Annotated in this window: 12 protein-coding genes and 1 rRNA gene; 2 read left to right on the top strand and 11 right to left on the bottom strand. The window is 72.3% G+C overall.

What is annotated here, in order from left to right; all coding sequences use genetic code 11:
• Nucleotides 1-95 precede the first annotated feature (95 nt).
• The 9 genes from ACIGZJ_RS25055 to ACIGZJ_RS25015 form a co-directional block, all read right to left on the bottom strand.
• Entirely contained in the window at nucleotides 96-395 is a 300-nt protein-coding gene (locus ACIGZJ_RS25055) for a hypothetical protein (RefSeq protein ID WP_396459308.1), read from the bottom strand.
• Between the two features lie 54 nt (nucleotides 396-449).
• A complete protein-coding gene (locus ACIGZJ_RS25050) occupies nucleotides 450-818 on the bottom strand; it encodes a helix-turn-helix domain-containing protein (protein WP_148642736.1) in 369 nt (122 codons plus the stop codon).
• Nucleotides 819-1,192: 374 nt separating this feature from the next.
• The gene (locus ACIGZJ_RS25045; protein ID WP_396459396.1) at nucleotides 1,193-1,669 is read right to left on the bottom strand and encodes a CinA family protein; all 477 of its coding nucleotides are present in this window, start codon (nucleotides 1,667-1,669) and stop codon (nucleotides 1,193-1,195) included.
• A 143-nt stretch (nucleotides 1,670-1,812) separates the two neighbouring features.
• Nucleotides 1,813-2,451 carry a CDP-diacylglycerol--glycerol-3-phosphate 3-phosphatidyltransferase gene (gene pgsA / locus ACIGZJ_RS25040; protein ID WP_396459307.1) on the bottom strand — a complete coding sequence of 213 codons (639 nt, stop codon included), beginning with the start codon at nucleotides 2,449-2,451 and terminating at the stop codon, nucleotides 1,813-1,815.
• Nucleotides 2,448-3,935, bottom strand: a complete 1,488-nt coding sequence (gene rimO / locus ACIGZJ_RS25035) for a 30S ribosomal protein S12 methylthiotransferase RimO (protein ID WP_396459306.1) — start codon at nucleotides 3,933-3,935, stop codon at nucleotides 2,448-2,450. The genes pgsA and rimO overlap by 4 nt, the downstream gene beginning before the upstream one ends.
• A gap of 96 nt (nucleotides 3,936-4,031) precedes the next feature.
• Nucleotides 4,032-4,892: a helix-turn-helix domain-containing protein gene (locus tag ACIGZJ_RS25030; RefSeq protein ID WP_396459305.1), complete on the bottom strand. Its 861-nt coding sequence runs from the start codon at nucleotides 4,890-4,892 to the stop codon at nucleotides 4,032-4,034.
• Between the two features lie 274 nt (nucleotides 4,893-5,166).
• Entirely contained in the window at nucleotides 5,167-7,866 is a 2,700-nt protein-coding gene (locus ACIGZJ_RS25025) for a DNA translocase FtsK (protein ID WP_396459304.1), read from the bottom strand.
• A 124-nt stretch (nucleotides 7,867-7,990) separates the two neighbouring features.
• Nucleotides 7,991-8,626 (bottom strand): two-component system response regulator, encoded by a 636-nt coding sequence (locus ACIGZJ_RS25020; RefSeq protein ID WP_392940437.1) that lies wholly within the window; start codon nucleotides 8,624-8,626, stop codon nucleotides 7,991-7,993.
• Between the two features lie 304 nt (nucleotides 8,627-8,930).
• The gene (locus ACIGZJ_RS25015) at nucleotides 8,931-13,430 is read right to left on the bottom strand and encodes a HAMP domain-containing protein (RefSeq protein WP_396459395.1); all 4,500 of its coding nucleotides are present in this window, start codon (nucleotides 13,428-13,430) and stop codon (nucleotides 8,931-8,933) included.
• A gap of 569 nt (nucleotides 13,431-13,999) precedes the next feature.
• Here ACIGZJ_RS25015 and ACIGZJ_RS25010 point away from each other — a divergent pair.
• Nucleotides 14,000-16,561 carry a SpoIIE family protein phosphatase gene (locus ACIGZJ_RS25010; protein ID WP_396459303.1) on the top strand — a complete coding sequence of 854 codons (2,562 nt, stop codon included), beginning with the start codon at nucleotides 14,000-14,002 and terminating at the stop codon, nucleotides 16,559-16,561.
• Nucleotides 16,562-16,861: 300 nt separating this feature from the next.
• Nucleotides 16,862-17,422: an acetate uptake transporter gene (locus ACIGZJ_RS25005; RefSeq protein WP_396459302.1), complete on the top strand. Its 561-nt coding sequence runs from the start codon at nucleotides 16,862-16,864 to the stop codon at nucleotides 17,420-17,422.
• A 136-nt stretch (nucleotides 17,423-17,558) separates the two neighbouring features.
• Here the strand turns inward: ACIGZJ_RS25005 and ACIGZJ_RS25000 are convergent, their stop codons facing one another.
• Both ACIGZJ_RS25000 and rrf read right to left on the bottom strand, forming a co-directional pair.
• Complete coding sequence (locus ACIGZJ_RS25000; protein WP_396459301.1) at nucleotides 17,559-18,398, bottom strand: phosphatase PAP2 family protein; 840 nt, start codon at nucleotides 18,396-18,398, stop codon at nucleotides 17,559-17,561.
• 95 nt (nucleotides 18,399-18,493) lie between these two features.
• Nucleotides 18,494-18,576: ribosomal RNA gene (gene rrf, locus ACIGZJ_RS24995) — 5S ribosomal RNA — on the bottom strand; the annotation flags it as partial.

The following is an 18,576-nucleotide window of genomic DNA, read 5'->3' as shown; positions in this document are numbered from 1 at the left end:
GCGGGGCGGTCGCACCGGCCCCGCGGCCTTCCTTCACGTCTTCGGTTCTGTCGGTCGAGGGCTCTGCCGTCGAAGGCTCTGCCCGTCTGGCGCTGTCACCCGATCGGAGGCTCCGCCTCCACCCGGGCCATGCCCTCACCCGTTCGGCTCTGTGGTCCGGTCGCTCTCCAGTCCGCGTGGACGGGGATCAGACCGAGCCCCCAGCCGCCGGCCGCGAGCAGCCCCAGCGCGGCACCGTCCGGCAGCGGCCCCCGGGCGACCAGCAGCCACCAGCCGAGCGCACCGGTCAGGAACAGCAGGACCCATCGGACCCACCGGGGAGGCGTCCGTCGTCGGGACACCAGGCGTCCCAGGCGTATTCGGGCCTCGGTGTACGCCACCGCAGCTCTCCGCACGACCGCCTCCTTCGCTCGCCCCGGGCACCAGGCGCCCGCAAGTCGAGGCCGGAGTCAGGCGGCGACCACGTCCATCGCGGCGGCCTTGGGCGAGAGGTTCGCCCGGTCGGTGCCGGGGGCGGGCAGCGGTACCGGTTCGAGTACCGGCCTCAGCAGTTCACCTTCGGAGAGGGTGGCCATCGCCGCAAGTTCGGCGAGCGACAGTTCGTCGCTGACCTCGCGCATGACCTCGGACATCCGGACGTCGAGTGCGTCGCAGATGGCGGAGAGCAGCTCCGAGGAGGCCTCCTTCTGCCCCCGCTCGACCTCGGAGAGGTAACCGAGCGAAACCCTGGCGGCTGCCGACACCTCGCGGAGTGTGCGGCCCTGGCGCTGGCGCTGCCGACGCAGTACATCGCCCAGTAGGCGACGAAGCAGGATCATCGGTGCCTCCCTCCTCGGACTGCGGATCGAGATGTCACGTCCCCACCGTACCGCCTTGCCCGCTTCGCGTGCGGGGACCATGGTCGTGTTCACTCTGGGCTGCAAGGCTGTCCCCTCCCCATTTTCGGTGCCGCGCCCGGGCCGTCGAGCCCCTCGTCGTGCCCTCCGCGTGGCACCCGGCCACCGCTGCGCCATTCCTTCGCCACCTGGTTTCTGCCCAACCAGGCCCTCCGATGTAACACGATCCTCCAGCTGTGCCATACCCGTGCGCCAGCTCGGCAGGTCTCGGTTCGGTGGAGATCCTGGGCAGGCGGTCCCTCCCGACGTCCTGCCGCAACGGTGACGTGCCGGGCCGGCGGCGGGTGGACGGCAGGTCAGTGCGGGTCCGCACCGGACGGAAGCCGCCCGACGAGCAGCTCCAGAGCGGCGGTCACCGCCCTGTGACGGATTGTGGCACGCTCCCCCGACAGCCGTGGCGAACTGACCAGACTTCCCCCCGGACCGGCGACGGCAAGGTGTACGGTGCCCACCGGCTGCCCGTCCTGCGGCTCCGGCCCGGCCACCCCGGTCGTCGCGAGCCCGTACGTGGCGCCCAGGAGCCGGCGCACCCCCTCGGCCATCTGCCGCGCCACCACCGGGTGCACCGGCCCGTGGACGGCCAGCAGGCCCTCGTCGACGCCGAGCACCGAGGCCTTCAGCTCGGTCGCGTACGCGGTGACCGAGCCCCGGAAGGTCCGGGACGCCCCGGGGACGTCCACCAGGACGGCCGCCAGCAGGCCGCCGGTGAGCGACTCGGCGACCGCCAGGGTGCTGCCCTCGCCGCGCAGTACGGCGTGCGCCCGCGCGGCCAGCTCGTAGTCGGCGCCCCCCGAGCCGGTCCCCGCGCCGGTCTGCGCCCCCGCGCCCGCCCGGTCCGCCCCGAAGCCCTCGTCCGCCCCGAACACGCCGTCCACCCCGAACACGCCATCCGTCCCGTCCACCCCGGGATCCCCCTTCACCGGTCGGCGCGCGCCGCCGCCTGCCCCTCGCGGCGCAGTCGCAGCGCCTGTCCGACGTAGTCCAGCGCGGTGCCCACGGTCAGCAGCACCGCCAGCGCCATCAGCACGGCCCGGGCGGTGGCCAGCCAGCCGGTCAGCTCCAGCACGTACATGCCCACCGCGATGCCCTGGGTGAGCGTCTTCAGCTTGCCGCCCCGGCTGGCCGGGATCACGCCGTACCGGATCACCCAGAACCGCATCAGGGTGATGCCGAGCTCGCGCGCCAGGATCACCACCGTGACCCACCACGGCAGGTCGCCCAGGATGGACAGGCCGATCAGCGCAGAGCCCATGATCGCCTTGTCGGCGATCGGATCGGCGATCTTGCCGAAGTCCGTGACCAGGCCCTTGCGACGGGCCAGCTCGCCGTCGAAGAGGTCGGTGATCATCGCGACGGCGAAGGAGGCCCAGGCCACCGCACGCCACTTCGGGTCGTGGCCGCCGTCGGCGAAGAGCAGCGCGACGAAGACCGGCACCAGCAGCAGCCGGAGCATCGTGAGCATGTTCGCGATGTTCCAGATGCCCGGCGCCGGAGGCACCGCGGCCTCCGGTCTGCCCGGGTGGGCCGCGGTCGGGGCGCCTGGCCCCTTGGTCATTCCCCGGCTCCTACGGCCTGGGCTCCCGCGAGCCTGGGCACCCGGACCTGCTCCAGCGCCTCGGCGACCAGGTCGACGCCCTCGCTGGCGACCACCCGGGCCCGGTAGAACTGGCCGATCTCGGGGGTCTCGACGCCGGTGAGCACGGTGAGGCCGTCCGTCTCGGGGGCCTGGTGGGCGGCGCGGCCCTCGACCAGGTCGCCCTCCACGGACTCGATCAGCACCTCGACCTCGGTACCGATCCGCTCCTCGGCCCGCTGGGCGGTCATCTCCTCGGCCAGCCGGGTCAGCCGGTTCAGCCGGTCCGCCACCACGTCCTCGGGCAGCTTGCCGTCGTAGGTCGCGGCCTCGGTGCCGTCCTCGTCGGAGTAGCCGAAGACGCCGATCGCGTCCAGGCCGGCGTTGGTGACGAAGCGCTCCAGCTCGGCGAAGTCCTCCTCGGTCTCACCGGGGAAGCCGACGATGAAGTTGGACCGGGCGCCGGCCTGCGGGGCCTTGCCGCGGATCGTCCCGAGCAGCTCCAGGAACTGGTCGGTGGAGCCGAAGCGGCGCATCCGGCGCAGCACGGCGGGCGCGGAGTGCTGGAAGGACAGGTCGAAGTACGGCACCACGTCGGTGGTCCCGGTCATCGCGTCGATCAGGCCGGGCCGCATCTCGGCGGGCTGCAGGTAGGAGACCCGGACCCGCTCGACGCCCTCGATCGAGGAGATCTCGCCGAGCAGCGTCTCCAGCAGCCGGATGTCGCCGAGGTCCTTGCCGTACGAGGTGTTGTTCTCGCTGACCAGGACGACCTCGCGGACGCCCTCGCCGGCCAGCCACTGGGCCTCGTGCAGGACGTCGGAGGGGCGGCGGGAGACGAAGGAGCCGCGGAAGGCCGGGATGGCGCAGAAGGAGCAGCGCCGGTCGCAGCCGGAGGCGAGCTTCACCGAGGCGACCGGGCTGTCGTCCAGCCGCTTGCGCAGGGTGCGCGGGCCGGAGGCGGGCGCGAGGCCCGCCGGGAGGTCCTCGGGGGCGCCGTGGCCGGGCAGCGCGATCTCGGCGGCGGCGGCCTGGCGCTCGACCGGGCTCAGCGGCAGCAGCTTGCGGCGGTCGCGCGGGATGTGCGAGGCGTGGTGGCCGCCGGAAAGGATGGTCTGCAGGCGGTCGGAGATGTCGGCGTAGTCGTCGAAGCCGAGCACGCCGTCGGCCTCGGGCAGCGCCTCGGCCAGCTCCTTGCCGTAGCGCTCGGCCATGCAGCCGACCGCGACGACGGCCTGGGTGCGGCCGTGCCCCTTGAGGTCGTTGGCCTCCAGCAGGGCGTCGACGGAGTCCTTCTTGGCGGCCTCGACAAAGCCGCAGGTGTTGACGACGGCGACATCGGCTTCGGCGGCATCGTCGACCAGGGACCAGCCGTCGGCCTCCAGTCGCCCGGCGAGTTCCTCGGAGTCCACCTCGTTGCGGGCGCATCCGAGCGTGACAAGGGCGACAGTACGGCGTTCAGGCATAGGGCCAAGATTAACGCGCGGCCCCCGGTGCCGTTCGCCCCGGAGGCCGCGCGCCTCGCTTTGCCCGGCCTTCGCCGGGCCTCGACCCCGTCGTGGTCAGCCAGCCTGCGGGTCGCCGGGGGTGTACGTGACGTGCACCACCTGGCCGTTCTTGCCCGCCGGACCGAGGTCCTTGCCGTTGACGTACACGTGCACGGCCCCGGCGTTGCCGATCACCAGCTTGATCTGCTTGGGGTCGGTGAAGGTCTGGTCCTGACCCTCCTCGATGTTGTTCTGGAACAGCGACTTGCCGGCGCCGTCCAGGGCGGACACCCAGCTGGTGTCCTTCTCCGCGACCAGCTTCACGGTGACCTTGTCGGCCGGGGCGGCGGCGATCGCCGCGACGCTGGGCGCCGGGGCGGGCGGCTGCACGCTGGGCGAGGGCGCCGGGGCCACCGAGCCGGTGCCGGAGCCGCTGGGCAGCGGCGCACTGGCGGAGCCGGTGGTGGAGCCGCCCGTCTTGCCGCTGACCAGGTTGAAGCCGATCAGGGCGACCACGGCGACGATCGCGGCGACCATGGCGGCCGTCCAGTTCGGCCGACGGCGGTCGGTGACCTTGATCGGCCCGGTGTCCAGCAGCTGGGCGGGGCGCCGCTGGGCCGGGGCGCCGCCGTGCGCGGCGTCGTAGCGGGCGACGAGCTCCTCGCCGTCCACGCCGACCGCACGGGCGATCGCACGGATATGGCCACGGGCGTAGAAATCGCCGCCGCAGCGGCTGAAGTCGTCCTCCTCGATGCCGTGCACGATCGGCACCCGGACGCGGGTGCTGCTACTCACCTGATCCACCGTGAGCCCGGCGTCGATCCGGGCGACGGACAGCACCCGGCCGATGCTCGGGGCATCGGCCGCGTGCTCCGCGCCGGCCGGGTGGGCGGACGTCGGGGCGTTCTCGCGGTCGGGGGACTTGCCGATGGTCACGGGGCACGCCTTTCGAGCGGATGGCCACCTGCTGGAGAACAGTCTAGGGGCGCGGGCGGATCGTTTCTCAAGCGGAATAGGACCGAATGCGCGGAGCCGTCCGGGCCGGGGCCCGATCCCGCGCTGACCTGGCATCAACGCGGGTGGAGGCCGTGCGATCAGGCCGCTTTGCGGCCTGTGACGCGGCGTAACGCCCGTTCGGTTCCGTACACCGCGCCTACCCTCCTCCGAACGGGTGAACCGGATCGGGGGCCACCTTCGGTGCGCACCCGTCTCATCCCCGGATGCCCACGATGATGCCGTCGAGCTCGTCCGGTGTGACGAGCACGTCGCGGGCCTTGGAGCCCTCGCTGGGACCGACGATCCCACGCGACTCCATCAGGTCCATCAGCCGGCCCGCCTTGGCGAAGCCGACCCTCAGCTTGCGCTGGAGCATCGATGTGGAGCCGAACTGGGTGGAGACCACCAGCTCGGCCGCCTGGATCAACAGGTCGAGGTCGTCGCCGATCTCCTCGTCGATCTCCTTCTTCGGCCCGCCGCCGACCGTCACGTCGTCCCGGTAGGCGGCCGCCAGCTGGTCCTTGCAGTGCTGGACCACGGCGGCGATCTCCGCCTCGGTGACGAACGCGCCCTGCATCCGGATCGGCTTGCTGGCGCCCATCGGGAGGAAGAGCGCGTCACCCTTGCCGATCAGCTTCTCCGCGCCGGGCTGGTCCAGGATGACCCGGGAGTCGGCCATCGCCGAGGTCGCGAACGCCAGCCGGGACGGCACGTTGGCCTTGATCAGACCGGTGACCACGTCCACCGAGGGCCGCTGGGTCGCCAGCACCAGGTGGATGCCGGCCGCACGGGCGAGCTGGGTGATCCGGACCACCGAGTCCTCGACGTCGCGCGGGGCGACCATCATCAGGTCGGCCAGCTCGTCGACGATCACCAGCAGGTACGGGTACGGCGTCAGCTCGCGCTCGCTGCCGAGCGGCGGGGTGACCTTGCCGGCCTTCACCGCCGCGTTGAAGTCGTCCACGTGCCGGAACCCGAACGCGGCGAGGTCGTCGTAGCGCAGGTCCATCTCGCGCACCACCCACTGGAGGGCCTCGGCGGCCTTCTTCGGGTTGGTGATGATCGGCGTGATCAGGTGCGGGATGCCCTCGTAGGCCGTCAGCTCGACCCGCTTGGGGTCGACCAGCACCATCCGGACCTCGTCCGGGGTGGCCCGCGCCAGCACCGAGGTGATCAGGCAGTTGATGCAGGAGGACTTGCCCGCGCCGGTCGCGCCGGCCACCAGGATGTGCGGCATCTTGGCGAGGTTGGCCATCACGGTGTGGCCCTCGACGTCCTTGCCCATGCCGACCAGCATCGGGTGCGAGTCGTCGGCGGCCGCGCGCGAGCGCAGCAGGTCGCCGAGGTTGACCATCTCCCGGTCGAGGTTGGGGATCTCGATGCCGACCGCCGACTTGCCGGGGATCGGGCTGATGATCCGCACGTCCGCGCTGGCCACCGCGTAGGCGATGTTCTTGGCGAGCGCGGTGATCCGCTCGACCTTGACGGCGGGGCCGAGCTCGACCTCGTAGCGGGTGACCGTCGGGCCCCGGGTGAAGCCGGTGACCCGGGCGTCCACCTTGAACTCGGCGAAGACGCCGGTGAGCTGGGCGACCACGTCGTCGTTGAGCTTGCTGCGGGTCTTGCCGGGGCCGCCGCGCTCCAGCAGGTCCAGGGAGGGCAGCGCGTAGGTGATGTCGCCGGAGAGCTGGAGCTGCTCCATCCGCACCGGCGCCGGTGCGTGCTCCTCGGGCGCGCTCTGGCCGCCGGCGCGGGCGGCCGGGACGGCCGGCTCCTCCGGCGGGGCGGTGCGGTCCTGCACCTGGTGCATCATGTCCGCCACCGCCGAGGAGGCGGGCACGCCGTAGACCAGCGCGCCGTCCAGGTCGGCGGCCGCTCCGGCGGCGAGGTTGCGGGTGGCGTACGGGTCCTCGGGGTCCTTCACGAACATGTCGGGGACGGCGGAGGCGAGCTCCTGCTCGTCCGGCTGCTTGCGCCGGCGGCGCCGGCGGCGGGCGGCGATCTCGTCCGGCGGGCCGTCGCCGTCGGCGTCCACCGTGAAGGGCAGCGCCGAGGGGTCGGCGTCCTCGGGCGGCTCGGTGGACGGCTCCCACTCCGGCGCACGCCCGTCGGCCGATTCGTCCTGCGGGCGGGGCTCCACCACGCCGAGCCGGACGCCGACCGCGCGCAGCCGCTCGGGGATCCGGTTCAGCGGGGTGGCGGTGACCACCAGCAGCCCGAAGAAGGCCAGCAACAGCAGCAGCGGCACCGCGAGCGCGGGCCCGGCGGCGGCCATCATCGGGGTGGAGGCGGCCCAGCCGAGGATGCCGCCGGCCGACCTTATCCGGGTCGCGCCGCTGCCCATCATGGGGGCGCCGCAGCCGATGTGGACCAGGCCGAGGACGCCGACCAGCAGCGCGCTCAGGCCGATCATGATCCGCCCGTTGGCCTCCGGCAGCTCCGGGTGGCGGATCAGCCGGATCGCCACCGCCGCGAGCAGGAACGGCACCAGCACGTCCAGTCGGCCGAACAGCCCGGACACCACGTTGGTGGCCGCCTCGCCCAGCCAGCCCTGCGGGCTGAACCACGTCCCGGCGGCGGTGACCAGCGCGAGCGCGAACAGCAGCAGGCCGACGCCGTCCTTGCGGTGGGCCGGGTCCAGGTTCTTGGCGCCGTCGCCGAAGCCCCGGAACACGGCGCCGACGCCGTGCGCCAGACCGAGCCAGACGGCGCGCACGGCACGGAAGAGTATCGGCTTCGGCGGGGGCGGCGCGGCCGGAGCCGGGGCCGGCTTGGCCGCCGCCTTCTTCGCCGGGGCGGCCTTCTTGGCGGCCGCCTTCTTCGCGGGCGGCTTGGCCGGAGCCTTCGCCACGGCCTTCTTGGACGGTCCCGGACTCGAGTTGCGTGCCGCGCTTCCGGGCGTACGTGTGGCCATGGCTCAGCAGCCTACCGGCGCCGACCACCCGTGCACATGCGGCCGAGCCGGGGGGCCCGGCCGTGTCGCAGACACACCGTCATGCTGATCCGTTTTCATCCGGACGGCGGAAACGGACCGGCTTTCAGTCCGTCCCCGGACGGAGCGCCTCCAGGGCGCGCCGCAGCTCCGCGAGCCTGCGCTCCAGGTGCGCCGCGGTCGCGGCCGCCCCGCCGTGCTCGGCGCCGTCCAGCTGCTTGCCGAGTGCCTCGGCCTGCTCCTCCACGGACGCCAGCCGGGCCGACAGCTCGCCGAGCAGCGCGCCGCCGATGGCCGGCCGGTTCTCGCCGGCCTCCAGCTGCAGCCGCAGCAGCGCGGCCTGCTCCTTGAGCTGGCAGTTCTTCACGTAGAGGTCGACGAAGACCGAGACCTTGGCCCGCAGCACCCAGGGGTCGAAGGGTTTGGAGATGTAGTCGACCGCGCCGGCCGCGTAACCCCGGAACGTATGGTGCGGTCCGTGGTTGATCGCGGTCAGGAAGATGATCGGGATGTCCCGGGTGCGTTCGCGCCGCTTGATGTGCGCGGCGGTCTCGAAGCCGTCCATCCCGGGCATCTGGACGTCCAGCAGGATCACCGCGAAGTCGTCGGTGAGCAGCGCCTTGAGCGCCTCCTCGCCGGACGCGGCGCGGACCAGCGTCTGGTCCAGCGCGGAGAGGATCGCCTCAAGCGCCAGCAGGTTCTCCGGCCGGTCGTCGACCAGGAGGATCTTCGCCTTTTGCATTACGACCCGCCCTCCTGACGTCTGACTGCCTGGGGAAGGCACCCGCGTACTGCCCACCACTACCCCGGTCATGCTAGCCGCACCCCCTCGCCCGGCACATCGCTCCGTCGCGAGATGATCCGGAGCGGCGCGCATCCAGTGCACCGGCGCACGCTCAGCAGCGTGTTGCCATCCGGTCACTGTTCGCAACGATCGGTGACCCTACCCGGTTCCCGCCCCTCCCCGCCAGCAAACCGGCCCCCCGGCTGGCGCGAAGCACGGAGCGGACCTCGCGCTTCGCGCCCCCGGCGGGCCGGGCCTGCCGTCAGTCGCGGTGCAGGCGCTGGCGCATCACCGCGAGCAGGTGGTCGGTCTCCACCGGCTTGGTGATGTGGTCGGTGGCGCCGGCCTCCAGGGACTTCTCGCGGTCGCCCTTCATCGCCTTGGCGGTCAGCGCGATGATCGGCAGCCCGGCGAACTGGGGCATCCGCCGGATCGCCTCGGTGGTCGCGTAGCCGTCCATCTCCGGCATCATGATGTCCATCAGGACCAGCGCGACGTTCTCGTGCTGCTCCAGCATCTCGATGCCCTCGCGGCCGTTCTCGGCGTACAGGACGGTCAGGCCGTGCTGCTCCAGCACGCTGGTGAGGGCGAAGACGTTGCGGACGTCGTCGTCCACGATCAGCACCTGCTCGCCGTCGAAGCGGGCGGCCACCCGTCCGGCCGGGCGGACCGCCGTGGCGGGCACCGACGTGAGGCCCGGACCCTCCAGCGCGGCCGCGCGGCGGCGCTCGACGGCGCCCCGGCGGCGCTCCTCGGCGAGTTCGCGGACCTCCTGGGCCCAGTGGTCGGCGGGGTTCTCGCCGACCGGGACGGGAGTGCCGGCCGGGGTGACCCCGACCGCGGCGCGCACCGCGGGGGCGACCGGTACCGGCTGCCCGGCGCCGGGGGGCTCGGCGGCCTCGGTGCGCAGCGGCAGGTACAGGGTGAAGGTCGAGCCCTTGCCGAGCTCGCTCTCGGCGTGGATCTCACCGCCCAGCAGCCGGGCGATCTCCCGGCTGATCGACAGGCCGAGACCGGTGCCGCCGTACTTGCGGCTGGTGGTCCCGTCGGCCTGCTTGAACGCCTCGAAGATCTCCCGCAGCTTGTTGCCGGGGATGCCGATGCCGGTGTCGGAGACCGAGAAGGCGATCAGCGCGTCGTCCGGGTCCTTGATCGCCCCGGACTCCAGCAGCCGCTCGCGCACGTGCTGCGGGACGTCCGGCCCGGCCGGGCTGATCGAGAAGTCGACGGCCCCGGCGTCGGTGAACTTGACCGCGTTGGAGATCAGGTTGCGCAGCACCTGCTGGAGCCGCTGTTCGTCGGTGTGCAGGGTGACCGGCAGGGCGGGCGAGACCCGGACGGCGAAGTCCAGGTTCTTGTCCACCGCGACCGGCTGGAAGGTCGCCTCGACGTAGTCGACCAGCTGGACCAGGGCGATCCGCGCCGGGCGGACGTCCATCTTGCCGGCCTCGACCTTGGACAGGTCGAGGATGTCGTTGATCAGCTGGAGCAGGTCGGAGCCGGCGCCGTGGATGGTGTCGGCGAACTCGACCTGCTTGGGCGAGAGGTTGCCCTCGTTGTTGTCGGAGAGCAGCTTGGCCAGGATCAGCAGCGAGTTGAGCGGGGTGCGCAGCTCGTGCGACATGTTGGCGAGGAACTCGCTCTTGTAGCGGGAGGCGAGGGCGAGCTGTTCGGCGCGCTCCTCCAGGACCTGCCGGGCCTCCTCGATCTCACTGTTCTTGATCTCGATGTCGCGGTTCTGCTGCGCGAGTTGCTCGGCCTTCTCCTGCAACTCCTCGTTGGTGCGCTCCAGCTCCTCCTGGCGGGCCTCCAACTCGGCGGACCGCATGGAGAGTTCCGCGGTGAGCCGCTGGGACTCCAGCAGCAGGCCCTCGGTCTTGGTGTTGACGCTGATGGTGTTGACGGTGACGCCGATCAGGTCGGCGATCTGGTTGAGGAAGTCCAGCGCGACGGTGGTGAAGGAGCTGAAGGTGGCCAGCTCGATCACGCCCAGCAGTCGGCCCTCGAACAGCACCGGCAGGACGACGATGTGGGCCGGCGAGGCCTCGCCCAGACCCGAGGCGATCTTGAGGTACCCGGGCGGCGCCTCCTTCAGGATGATCGAGCGCTTCTCCACCGCGGCCTGACCGATCAGCGACTCACCGGGCCGGAAGGTCGTCGGCATCGCCCGGCGCTGGTAGCCGTAACTGCCGATCAGCCGCAGCACGGTGTCGTTCTCGTCGTCGTCCTCGGTGATCAGCTCGGCGGTGCGGCCGGCCGGCTGGGCCAGGAAGAAGGCGCCGTGCTGGGCGGAGACCACCGGGGTCAGCTCGGTCATGATCAGCGAGGCGACCGCCTCCAGGTCCCGGCGGCCCTGCAGCAGGCCGGAGATCCGGGCCAGGTTGGTCTTCAGCCAGTCCTGCTCCTGGTTGGTGCGGGTGGTCTCGCGCAGGTTGGCGATCATCTGGTTGATGTTGTCCTTGAGCTCGTCGAGCTCCCCGGACGCGTCCACGTCGATCCGCAGCGAGAGGTCGCCCCTGGTCACGGCGGTGGCGACCTGGGCGATCGCGCGCACCTGCCGGGTCAGGTTGTTGGCCAGTTCGTTCACCGACTCGGTGAGGTCCTGCCAGGTGCCGTCCACCCCGGGGACGCGGGCCTGGCCGCCGAGGCGGCCGTCGGTGCCCACCTCGCGGGCCACCCGGGTCACCTCGTCGGCGAACGCCGAGAGCTGGTCGACCATGGTGTTGATGCTGGTCTTGAGCTCCAGGATCTCGCCGCGCGCGTCCACGTCGATCTTCTGCGAGAGGTCCCCGCGGGCGACCGCCGTGATCACCAGGGCGATGTTGCGGACCTGGCCGGTCAGGTTGTTGGCCATCAGGTTGACGTTGTCGGTCAGGTCCTTCCAGATCCCGGCCACGCCCGGCACCCCGGCCTGACCGCCCAGGATGCCGTCGGTGCCCACCTCGCGCGCCACCCTGGTGACCTGCACCGCGAACGCGGAGAGCTGGTCGACCATGGTGTTCAGGGTGCCGGCCAGCGCCGCGACCTCGCCCTGCGCCTCGATGTCGATCTTCTTGGAGAGGTCGCCGCGGGCCACCGCGGTGGCGACCTCGGCGATGTTCCGCACCTGGCTGGTCAGGTTGGAGGCCATGAAGTTGACGTTGTCGGTCAGGTCCTTCCAGATGCCCGACACCCCGCGCACCCGGGCCTGGCCGCCCAGGATCCCCTCGGTGCCCACCTCGCGCGCCACCCGGGTCACCTCGTCGGCGAACGCCGACAGCTGGTCGACCATCGTGTTGACGGTGGTGACCAGCTCCAGGATCTCACCGCGGGCGTCGACGGTGATCTTCTTCGAGACGTCGCCGCGGGCCACCGCGGTGGTCACCTCGGCGATGTTGCGGACCTGGCTGGTCAGGTTGTTGGCCATCAGGTTGACGCTGTTGGTCAGGTCCTTCCAGGTGCCGGACACCCCCGGCACGCTCGCCTGCCCGCCGAGGATGCCCTCGGTGCCGACGTCCCGGGCGACCCGGGTCACCTCGTCCGCGAAGGCCCCCAGCTGGTCCACCATCGTGTTGATGGTGTTCTTCAGCTCCAGGATCTCGCCCCGCGCGTCCACCTGGATCTTCTGCGACAGGTCGCCCTTGGCGACCGCGGTGGTCACCTGGGCGATGTTGCGCACCTGATCGGTGAGGTTGTTCGCCATGAAGTTGACGTTGTCGGTCAGGTCCCGCCAGACCCCGGCCGCGCCCGGCACCTGCGCCTGGCCCCCCAGCCGCCCCTCGGTGCCCACCTGGCGGGCCACCCTGGTCACCTGCTCGGCGAAGCCGGAGAGCTGGTCCACCATCGTGTTGATGGTGTTCTTCAGTTCCAGGATCTCGCCCCGCGCGTCCACCTCGATCTTCTGCGACAGGTCCCCGCGCGCCACCGCGGTGGTCACCTGGGCGATGTTGCGCACCTGGCCCGTCAGGTTGTCGGCCATGAAGTTCACCGAGTCGGTCAGGTCCCGCCAGACCCCGGCGACGCCCGGCACCTGCGCCTGACCGCCGAGCCGGCCCTCCGTCCCGACGTCCCGGGCCACCCGGGTGACCTGCGCGGCAAAGCCGTTGAGCTGGTCCACCATCGTGTTGACGGTGTTCTTCAGCTCCAGCATCTCGCCGGCCACCTCGACCGTGACCTTGCGCGAGAGGTCGCCCTTGGCGACCGCGGTGGTCACCTGGGCGATGTTGCGCACCTGCGCGGTCAGCCGGCCCGCCATGGTGTTGACCGAGTCCGCCAGGTCCTTCCAGCTGCCCGAGACGCTGCGCACCTTGGCCTGGCCGCCGAGCTTGCCCTCGGTGCCGACCTCGATCGCCACCCGGGTCACCTCGTCGGTGAACTCCGACAGCTGGTCCACCAGCCCGTTGACGGTCCGCCCGATCTTCAGGTACTCGCCGCGCAGCGGGTGGCTCACCCCGTTGCTGTGCAGCGAGCGGAGCTCCATCTTCTGGTCCAGGTCGCCCTCGGCGATCGAGGCCAGCACCCGGCCCACCTCGGCCATCGGCCGGGCCAGGTCGTCGATCAGCGCGTTGCAGTTGTCGACCGCGGCCATCCAGGCGCCCTCGCCCGCGCCGGTCTCCAGCCGCTCGTTCAGCCGGCCCTCGCGGCCCACCGCCCGGCGGACCCGGGCCAGTTCGCCCGTGAGGTGCTGGTTCCGCTCGGCGACCTCGTTGAAGACCGCCGCGATCTCCGCGAGCGGACCGTCCCCCGGCACCGTCAGCCGGCGCCGGAAGTTGCCGTCCCGCATCGCGGTCAGCGCGGCCAGCAACTTGCGCAGCTCGGCCGGCTCGGCGCCCCGGTTGTGGTTCACTCGCCGACCGGCCGCGCTCCGCGGCGCGGCCCCGGGCCGCCCGCCGCGCGGAGCCGGCGGCGTCGTACCGGTTGCGTCCTTGGTGGCCGAACTCAACGGGACCCTCCCACATCGTGAACTGTCCGGTGACGGCCCCGCGCCCCATCGGGCCCCGGCCCGGCCACCGGCCCGGCGCAACTGCGCACCGGCGGCCCTCTCGGCGCACCGGCACCCGCAACGACCGTACTGCCCGACCGGCCCTCGTGGACCCCCCAGTCTGGCAGCACCGGCGCCGGGTATACGGCCGGTTGCGCTCGGTTGGTACCGCCCCGGCCGAAACAGGTGGGCAGAATCACCCTCAGGTGCCTGTTTCGCCGCCCCGCCCCCACGGGGAACCAACCGGAAAGTAGGGTGGAGCGCTGCACCGGGCCACGACCCGCCCCAGCGCGCCGCCCGCCCGGCCGGCGCGCCGGGAGTCGGCGCCGCACCGGGGACAGCCAGGGCCAGAGCAGAGGAGAAGTGGCAACGTGGTCACCGCGCGCGCAGCCGCCACCTTCGAACCCGTCGGCCGCTCCGCAGGCGCCGCCCGCGGCTTCGTCCGGGACGCCCTGCTGGGCTGGGGCCTGCCCGAGGTCGTCGACGACGCCGTCGTCCTGGTCAGCGAACTCGTCACCAACGCCGTGGTGCACGCCGGCACGGCCGCCGAGGTCTGCTGTCTGCGGGAGGAGGAGACCGTCCGGATCGAGGTCACCGACCACCACCCCGAGCGCGGCCTCCCCTCCTTCGCCGACGTCCCCGTCACCGCCTCCGACCGCTACGCCGACCCCGACGGCGAGGGCGGCCGCGGCCTGTTGATGTGCTCCGCCCTCGCCGAGCGCTGGGGCGTCGAGTACTCCGCCGGCCGCAAGACCGTCTGGTTCCGCCTCGCCCTGCCCGCCCACGTGATCGGCACCCGGTACGCGGTACCCGCCACCCCGGGCAGCGAACTGCCCAGCACCGCGGGCCCGGTACACGTCGCGGTGGTCCAACTCGACGACGACGGACGGGTCCTCGCCTGGAACCCGGACGCCGAGGCGCTCTTCCAGCACCCCGCCGGCACCGTGCTCGGCCTGCCGTGGGCCGACCTCGCCGCCTGGCCGCAGTCCCCCGGCATCGGCCTCGGCCTCGCCGAGACCCTCCGACTGGCCCGCTGGGAGGGCAGCTTCGGCCTGCGCCGCGCCGACGGCCAGACCATCGACGTGTACGGCGTCCAGGTCCGCATCCGCGACACCGAGGGCATCCCGTCCACGCTCTGCCTGCTGGTCCGCGAGCCCGACCGCGCGGTCCTGCGCTCCCCCGCCCGCGGCCTGCCCGCCGACGCCCCCGACCCGACCGGCACCCGGCTCGACCTGCTCTCCGGACCGGCCCTCAGCGACGACCTCGACGCCCTGCTCCAGCGCACCGTCGAGCGCGCCCGCGACCTGCTCGACGCCGACGCCGCCTACGTGCTGCTCACCACCGACGACGAGACCGAGTTCGAGGTACGGGCCGCGACCGGACTCACCTCCGGCCACCGCCGGCACACCCGCTTCCCGGTCGACAGCGGCAACCGCTACGACTCCGCCCGGCTGCCCTCCGTCCACGAGGACCTCGCCACCCGCCCCACCGGCCTGCCGGTCCTCACCGGCAGCGGCATGCGCTCGCTGCTCACCGTCCCGCTCAAGGTCGAGGGCCGCCTGATCGGCTCGCTCGGCATCGCCGCCGCCGCACCCGGCCGCTACGACAACGAGGACGCGCTGCGCGTCCAGTTCGCCGCCGACCGGGTCGCCCTCGCCGTCGAGAGCGCCCGGCTGACCGAGCTCGAACGACTGCGCCGCGGTTCGCTCTCCTTCCTCGTGGAGGCCTCCGACCTGCTGGCCGGCACCCTCGAACACGAACAGACCCTCGCCCTGATGGCCCAGATGGCCGTCCCCACCCTGGCCTCCTGGTGCGCCGTCTACACCAACGGCGACCACGGCGCGGCCGCCTCGCTGGCCTTCGTCCTGCACGAGGACGAGGACCGCATCGACCCGCTGCGCGCCCTGCTCGACAAGACCTCCGCCCCGGACTCCGGCCCCAACCACGGCGCCCGGTTCTGGACCGCTCCGGTCGACACCGCCCGCGCCGCCGGACTCACCGAGAGCCCCGAACTCTCCGGCCTGCTCGGCGAGACGGTCGTCCTGCCGCTCGTCGCCCGCAACCGGGTCATCGGCCTGCTCGCACTCGGCACCCCGGCCGGCGTCAGATTCCGCCAGGAGATCCTGGAGCTCGCCGAGGACCTCTCCCGCCGGGCGGCGCTGGCCCTCGACAACTCGCGCCTCTACTCCGAGCGCACCGCCACCAGCCAGGCCCTGCAGCGCAGCCTGCTGCCGCCGGAGCTGCCCGAGATCCCGGGCGTCGAGGTGGACGTCTACTACCAGGCCGCCGGCGAGGGCAACGAGGTCGGCGGGGACTTCTACGACCTGTTCACCATCCGCGAGGGCACCTACGGCTTCGCCATCGGCGACGTCTGCGGCACCGGCCCCGAGGCCGCCTCCGTCACCGGCCTCGCCCGACACTCGCTGCGCCTGCTCGCCCGCGAGGGCCTGGACGCCCCGCAGGTCCTCAGCCGGCTCAACGCGGCCATCCTGGACGAGGGTTCGCGCAGCCGCTTCCTGACCCTGCTGTACGGCGAGATGACGCCCCGGCCGGACGGCAGCACCGAGCTCTCGATGGTCTGCGCCGGCCACCCGCTGCCGCTTCGGCTGCGCACCGACGGCCAGGTCGACCGGGCCGCCACACCGCAGCCGCTGCTCGGAGTGATGGACGAACTCGACCTGACCGCAGATCACTTGGTGCTCGCACCCGGCGAGGTCCTGCTCTGCGTCACCGACGGCGTCACCGAACGCCGGGAGGGCCTGCGGATGCTGGGCGACGACGGCCTGGCCGAGGTGCTCACCGGCTGCACCGGCCTGACCGCGGGAGCGGTGGCCCTGCGGGTCCAGCGGGCCGTCGAGCGCTTCGCCCCGGAGCCGCCGTCCGACGACATGGCGATCCTCACCCTCCGGGTGCCCACCCAGCGCGTGGGCTGACCGCGGCTGTCCGCCGACCGGCCGACCGTGAGCATTCGACAGTGAGCGTTCGACAGCTGACGGCGCCGCAAATTGTACGATTCACAAGGGTACAAGCCAGCCGGGCCGGGTACACCGATCTCACCGGGGAATCCCCCGGAGGGGACACGACCAGCGGCTTTCGCGCTGGCCCATCATTCTGACCGCAGCCGTCGCACGCTCCAGCCGTGCGCCCTCGGCGCGGTCGCGCGCATCCACCTCATCGAACACCCACTTGCGTTGACAGCGCCCTGCGCGCGCCCAGAGTGAAAGGAGCCTCCGGTGAGCAACGAAGCTTCCGGGGCACAGAACGCCCGTTCCGGAGCCGACGCGGGTAACCTCGGCTACCTCGCCCTCGGCCTGACTCTCCTCGCCTACGGCCTGCTCTCCACCGGCATCTTCAGTGGCACCACGGCCGGCGACGCAGCCTCTCTCGCCCACCTTCTCGGCGGCCTCACCCTGTTCATCGCCGGTCTCTGGCAGCTCCGCGCCGGCGAGGGCTTCACCGGGACGGCCTTCACCAGCCTCGGCGCGTTCTGGGCCACCTGGTCCGTGGCCGGCGGGGCCGGAAAGAACGCGGCGGGGCTGTTCCTCCTGCTGTGGGCCCTGCTGGCCCTCACCCTCACCGCGGCCGCCTGGCAGTCCGGTCTGTTCAGCCGCCTCGTCTACGGCCTGCTGACGGTCTCCCTGGCGCTCTCCGCGATCGCCACCTTCACCACCACCGGTGGCCTGGCCAAGTTCGCCGGCTGGGTCGCGGCCGCCTCCGGGCTCGCCGCCTGGTACTGGGCCACCGCCGCGCTGACCAACAGCGGGTGGGGCCGGGCCGCACTGCCGGTCAAGTGACCTGGCAGGCACCGCTGATCCGGTAGGCACCGCTTCTGCGTACGCTGCCGCTCCGGCAACCGCCGGTGGGCCGGACCCCCTCGTACGGGGTCCGGCCCACCGGCGTCCTGTCGTTGCCACTCCCCGTCCCGGCGCCTCAGGGGTGTACGGCGGTCCGCTCCTCGGCCGGCCTGTCCTCCGGCGCGGCCGCCGGCCGCCGGGCCCGCCACCGACCCGCGGCCGCCTGGGCCGCGTACGCGAACAGCAGGATCGCCAGCGCCACCAGGCCGTCCGCCCAGAAGTGGTTCGCCGTGACCACGACGACCACCACGGTCAGCACCGGGTGGAGCACCATCACCCACCGCAGCGGGCTCGGCGACACCTTGATCACCGCAACCGCCGCCAGCACGCACCAGGCCACGTGCACCGAGGGCATCGCCGACAGCTGGTCGGCCACCACCACCCCGCCGACCGCGCCCCCGTACACCGACTGCCCGTACTCCTTGGCGACGTCCACGAAGCCGCTCCCGGGCAGCATCCGGGGCGGCGCCACCGGGATGAACTGGACCAGCAGACAGATCGCCGTCGTGATCACCACGGTGTTGCGCACCCACGCGTACCGCGCGCGGTGCCGGACGAACACCCAGACCAGCACCCCGATCATCACCGCGAAGTGCATGGAGGCGTAGTAGTAGTTCGCCAGCTTCACCAGGGCCGGGCAGGGGGTGACGGCGGCCTGCCAGGACGCCTCGTCCGGCAGCCCCAGCGACAGCTCCGTCCGGTGGATCCACGCCGCCCGGTCCAGGGCGTGGTCGGTGCTCATCACGGAGAGGTGTCCGACCAGCTGCCAGAGCGCGAACAGCGCCAACAGCGTGCCGGCCTCCCGCAGCATCGTCGACAGCGGCGTCCGTCTGGCCCGCGCGGCCGCGTACGAGCCGCCGTAGAGAGCGACCGCGGCGCCCCCGGCGGAGTGCCAGGTCAGGGTCAGGTTCTGCAACGGGATCGTGCCTCCACCGAGCTCAGATGTGCTGGCAGAGACGTTAACGCAAAAAGACCCCCATCCGAATGGATGGGGGTCTTTTTGGAATGATTGTTCGGCGGCGTCCTACTCTCCCACAGGGTCCCCCCTGCAGTACCATCGGCGCTGTGAGGCTTAGCTTCCGGGTTCGGAATGT

Source organism: Kitasatospora sp. NPDC052868 (assembly GCF_044547105.1).
Classification (GTDB): Bacteria; Actinomycetota; Actinomycetes; order Streptomycetales; family Streptomycetaceae; genus Kitasatospora.
This window is presented reverse-complemented; position numbering and strand designations above follow the sequence as displayed.

Excerpts from the sequence above, each read along its gene's own strand:
- ACIGZJ_RS25020 (WP_392940437.1), bottom strand. The coding sequence starts at position 8,626 with ATGCAAAAGGCGAAGATCCTCCTGGTCGACGACCGGCCGGAGAACCTG.
- ACIGZJ_RS25015 (WP_396459395.1), bottom strand. The coding sequence starts at position 13,430 with ATGCGGGACGGCAACTTCCGGCGCCGGCTGACGGTGCCGGGGGACGGT.
- ACIGZJ_RS25025 (WP_396459304.1), bottom strand. The coding sequence starts at position 7,866 with ATGGCCACACGTACGCCCGGAAGCGCGGCACGCAACTCGAGTCCGGGA.
- rimO (WP_396459306.1), bottom strand. The coding sequence starts at position 3,935 with ATGCCTGAACGCCGTACTGTCGCCCTTGTCACGCTCGGATGCGCCCGC.
- ACIGZJ_RS25050 (WP_148642736.1), bottom strand. The coding sequence starts at position 818 with ATGATCCTGCTTCGTCGCCTACTGGGCGATGTACTGCGTCGGCAGCGC.
- pgsA (WP_396459307.1), bottom strand. The coding sequence starts at position 2,451 with ATGACCAAGGGGCCAGGCGCCCCGACCGCGGCCCACCCGGGCAGACCG.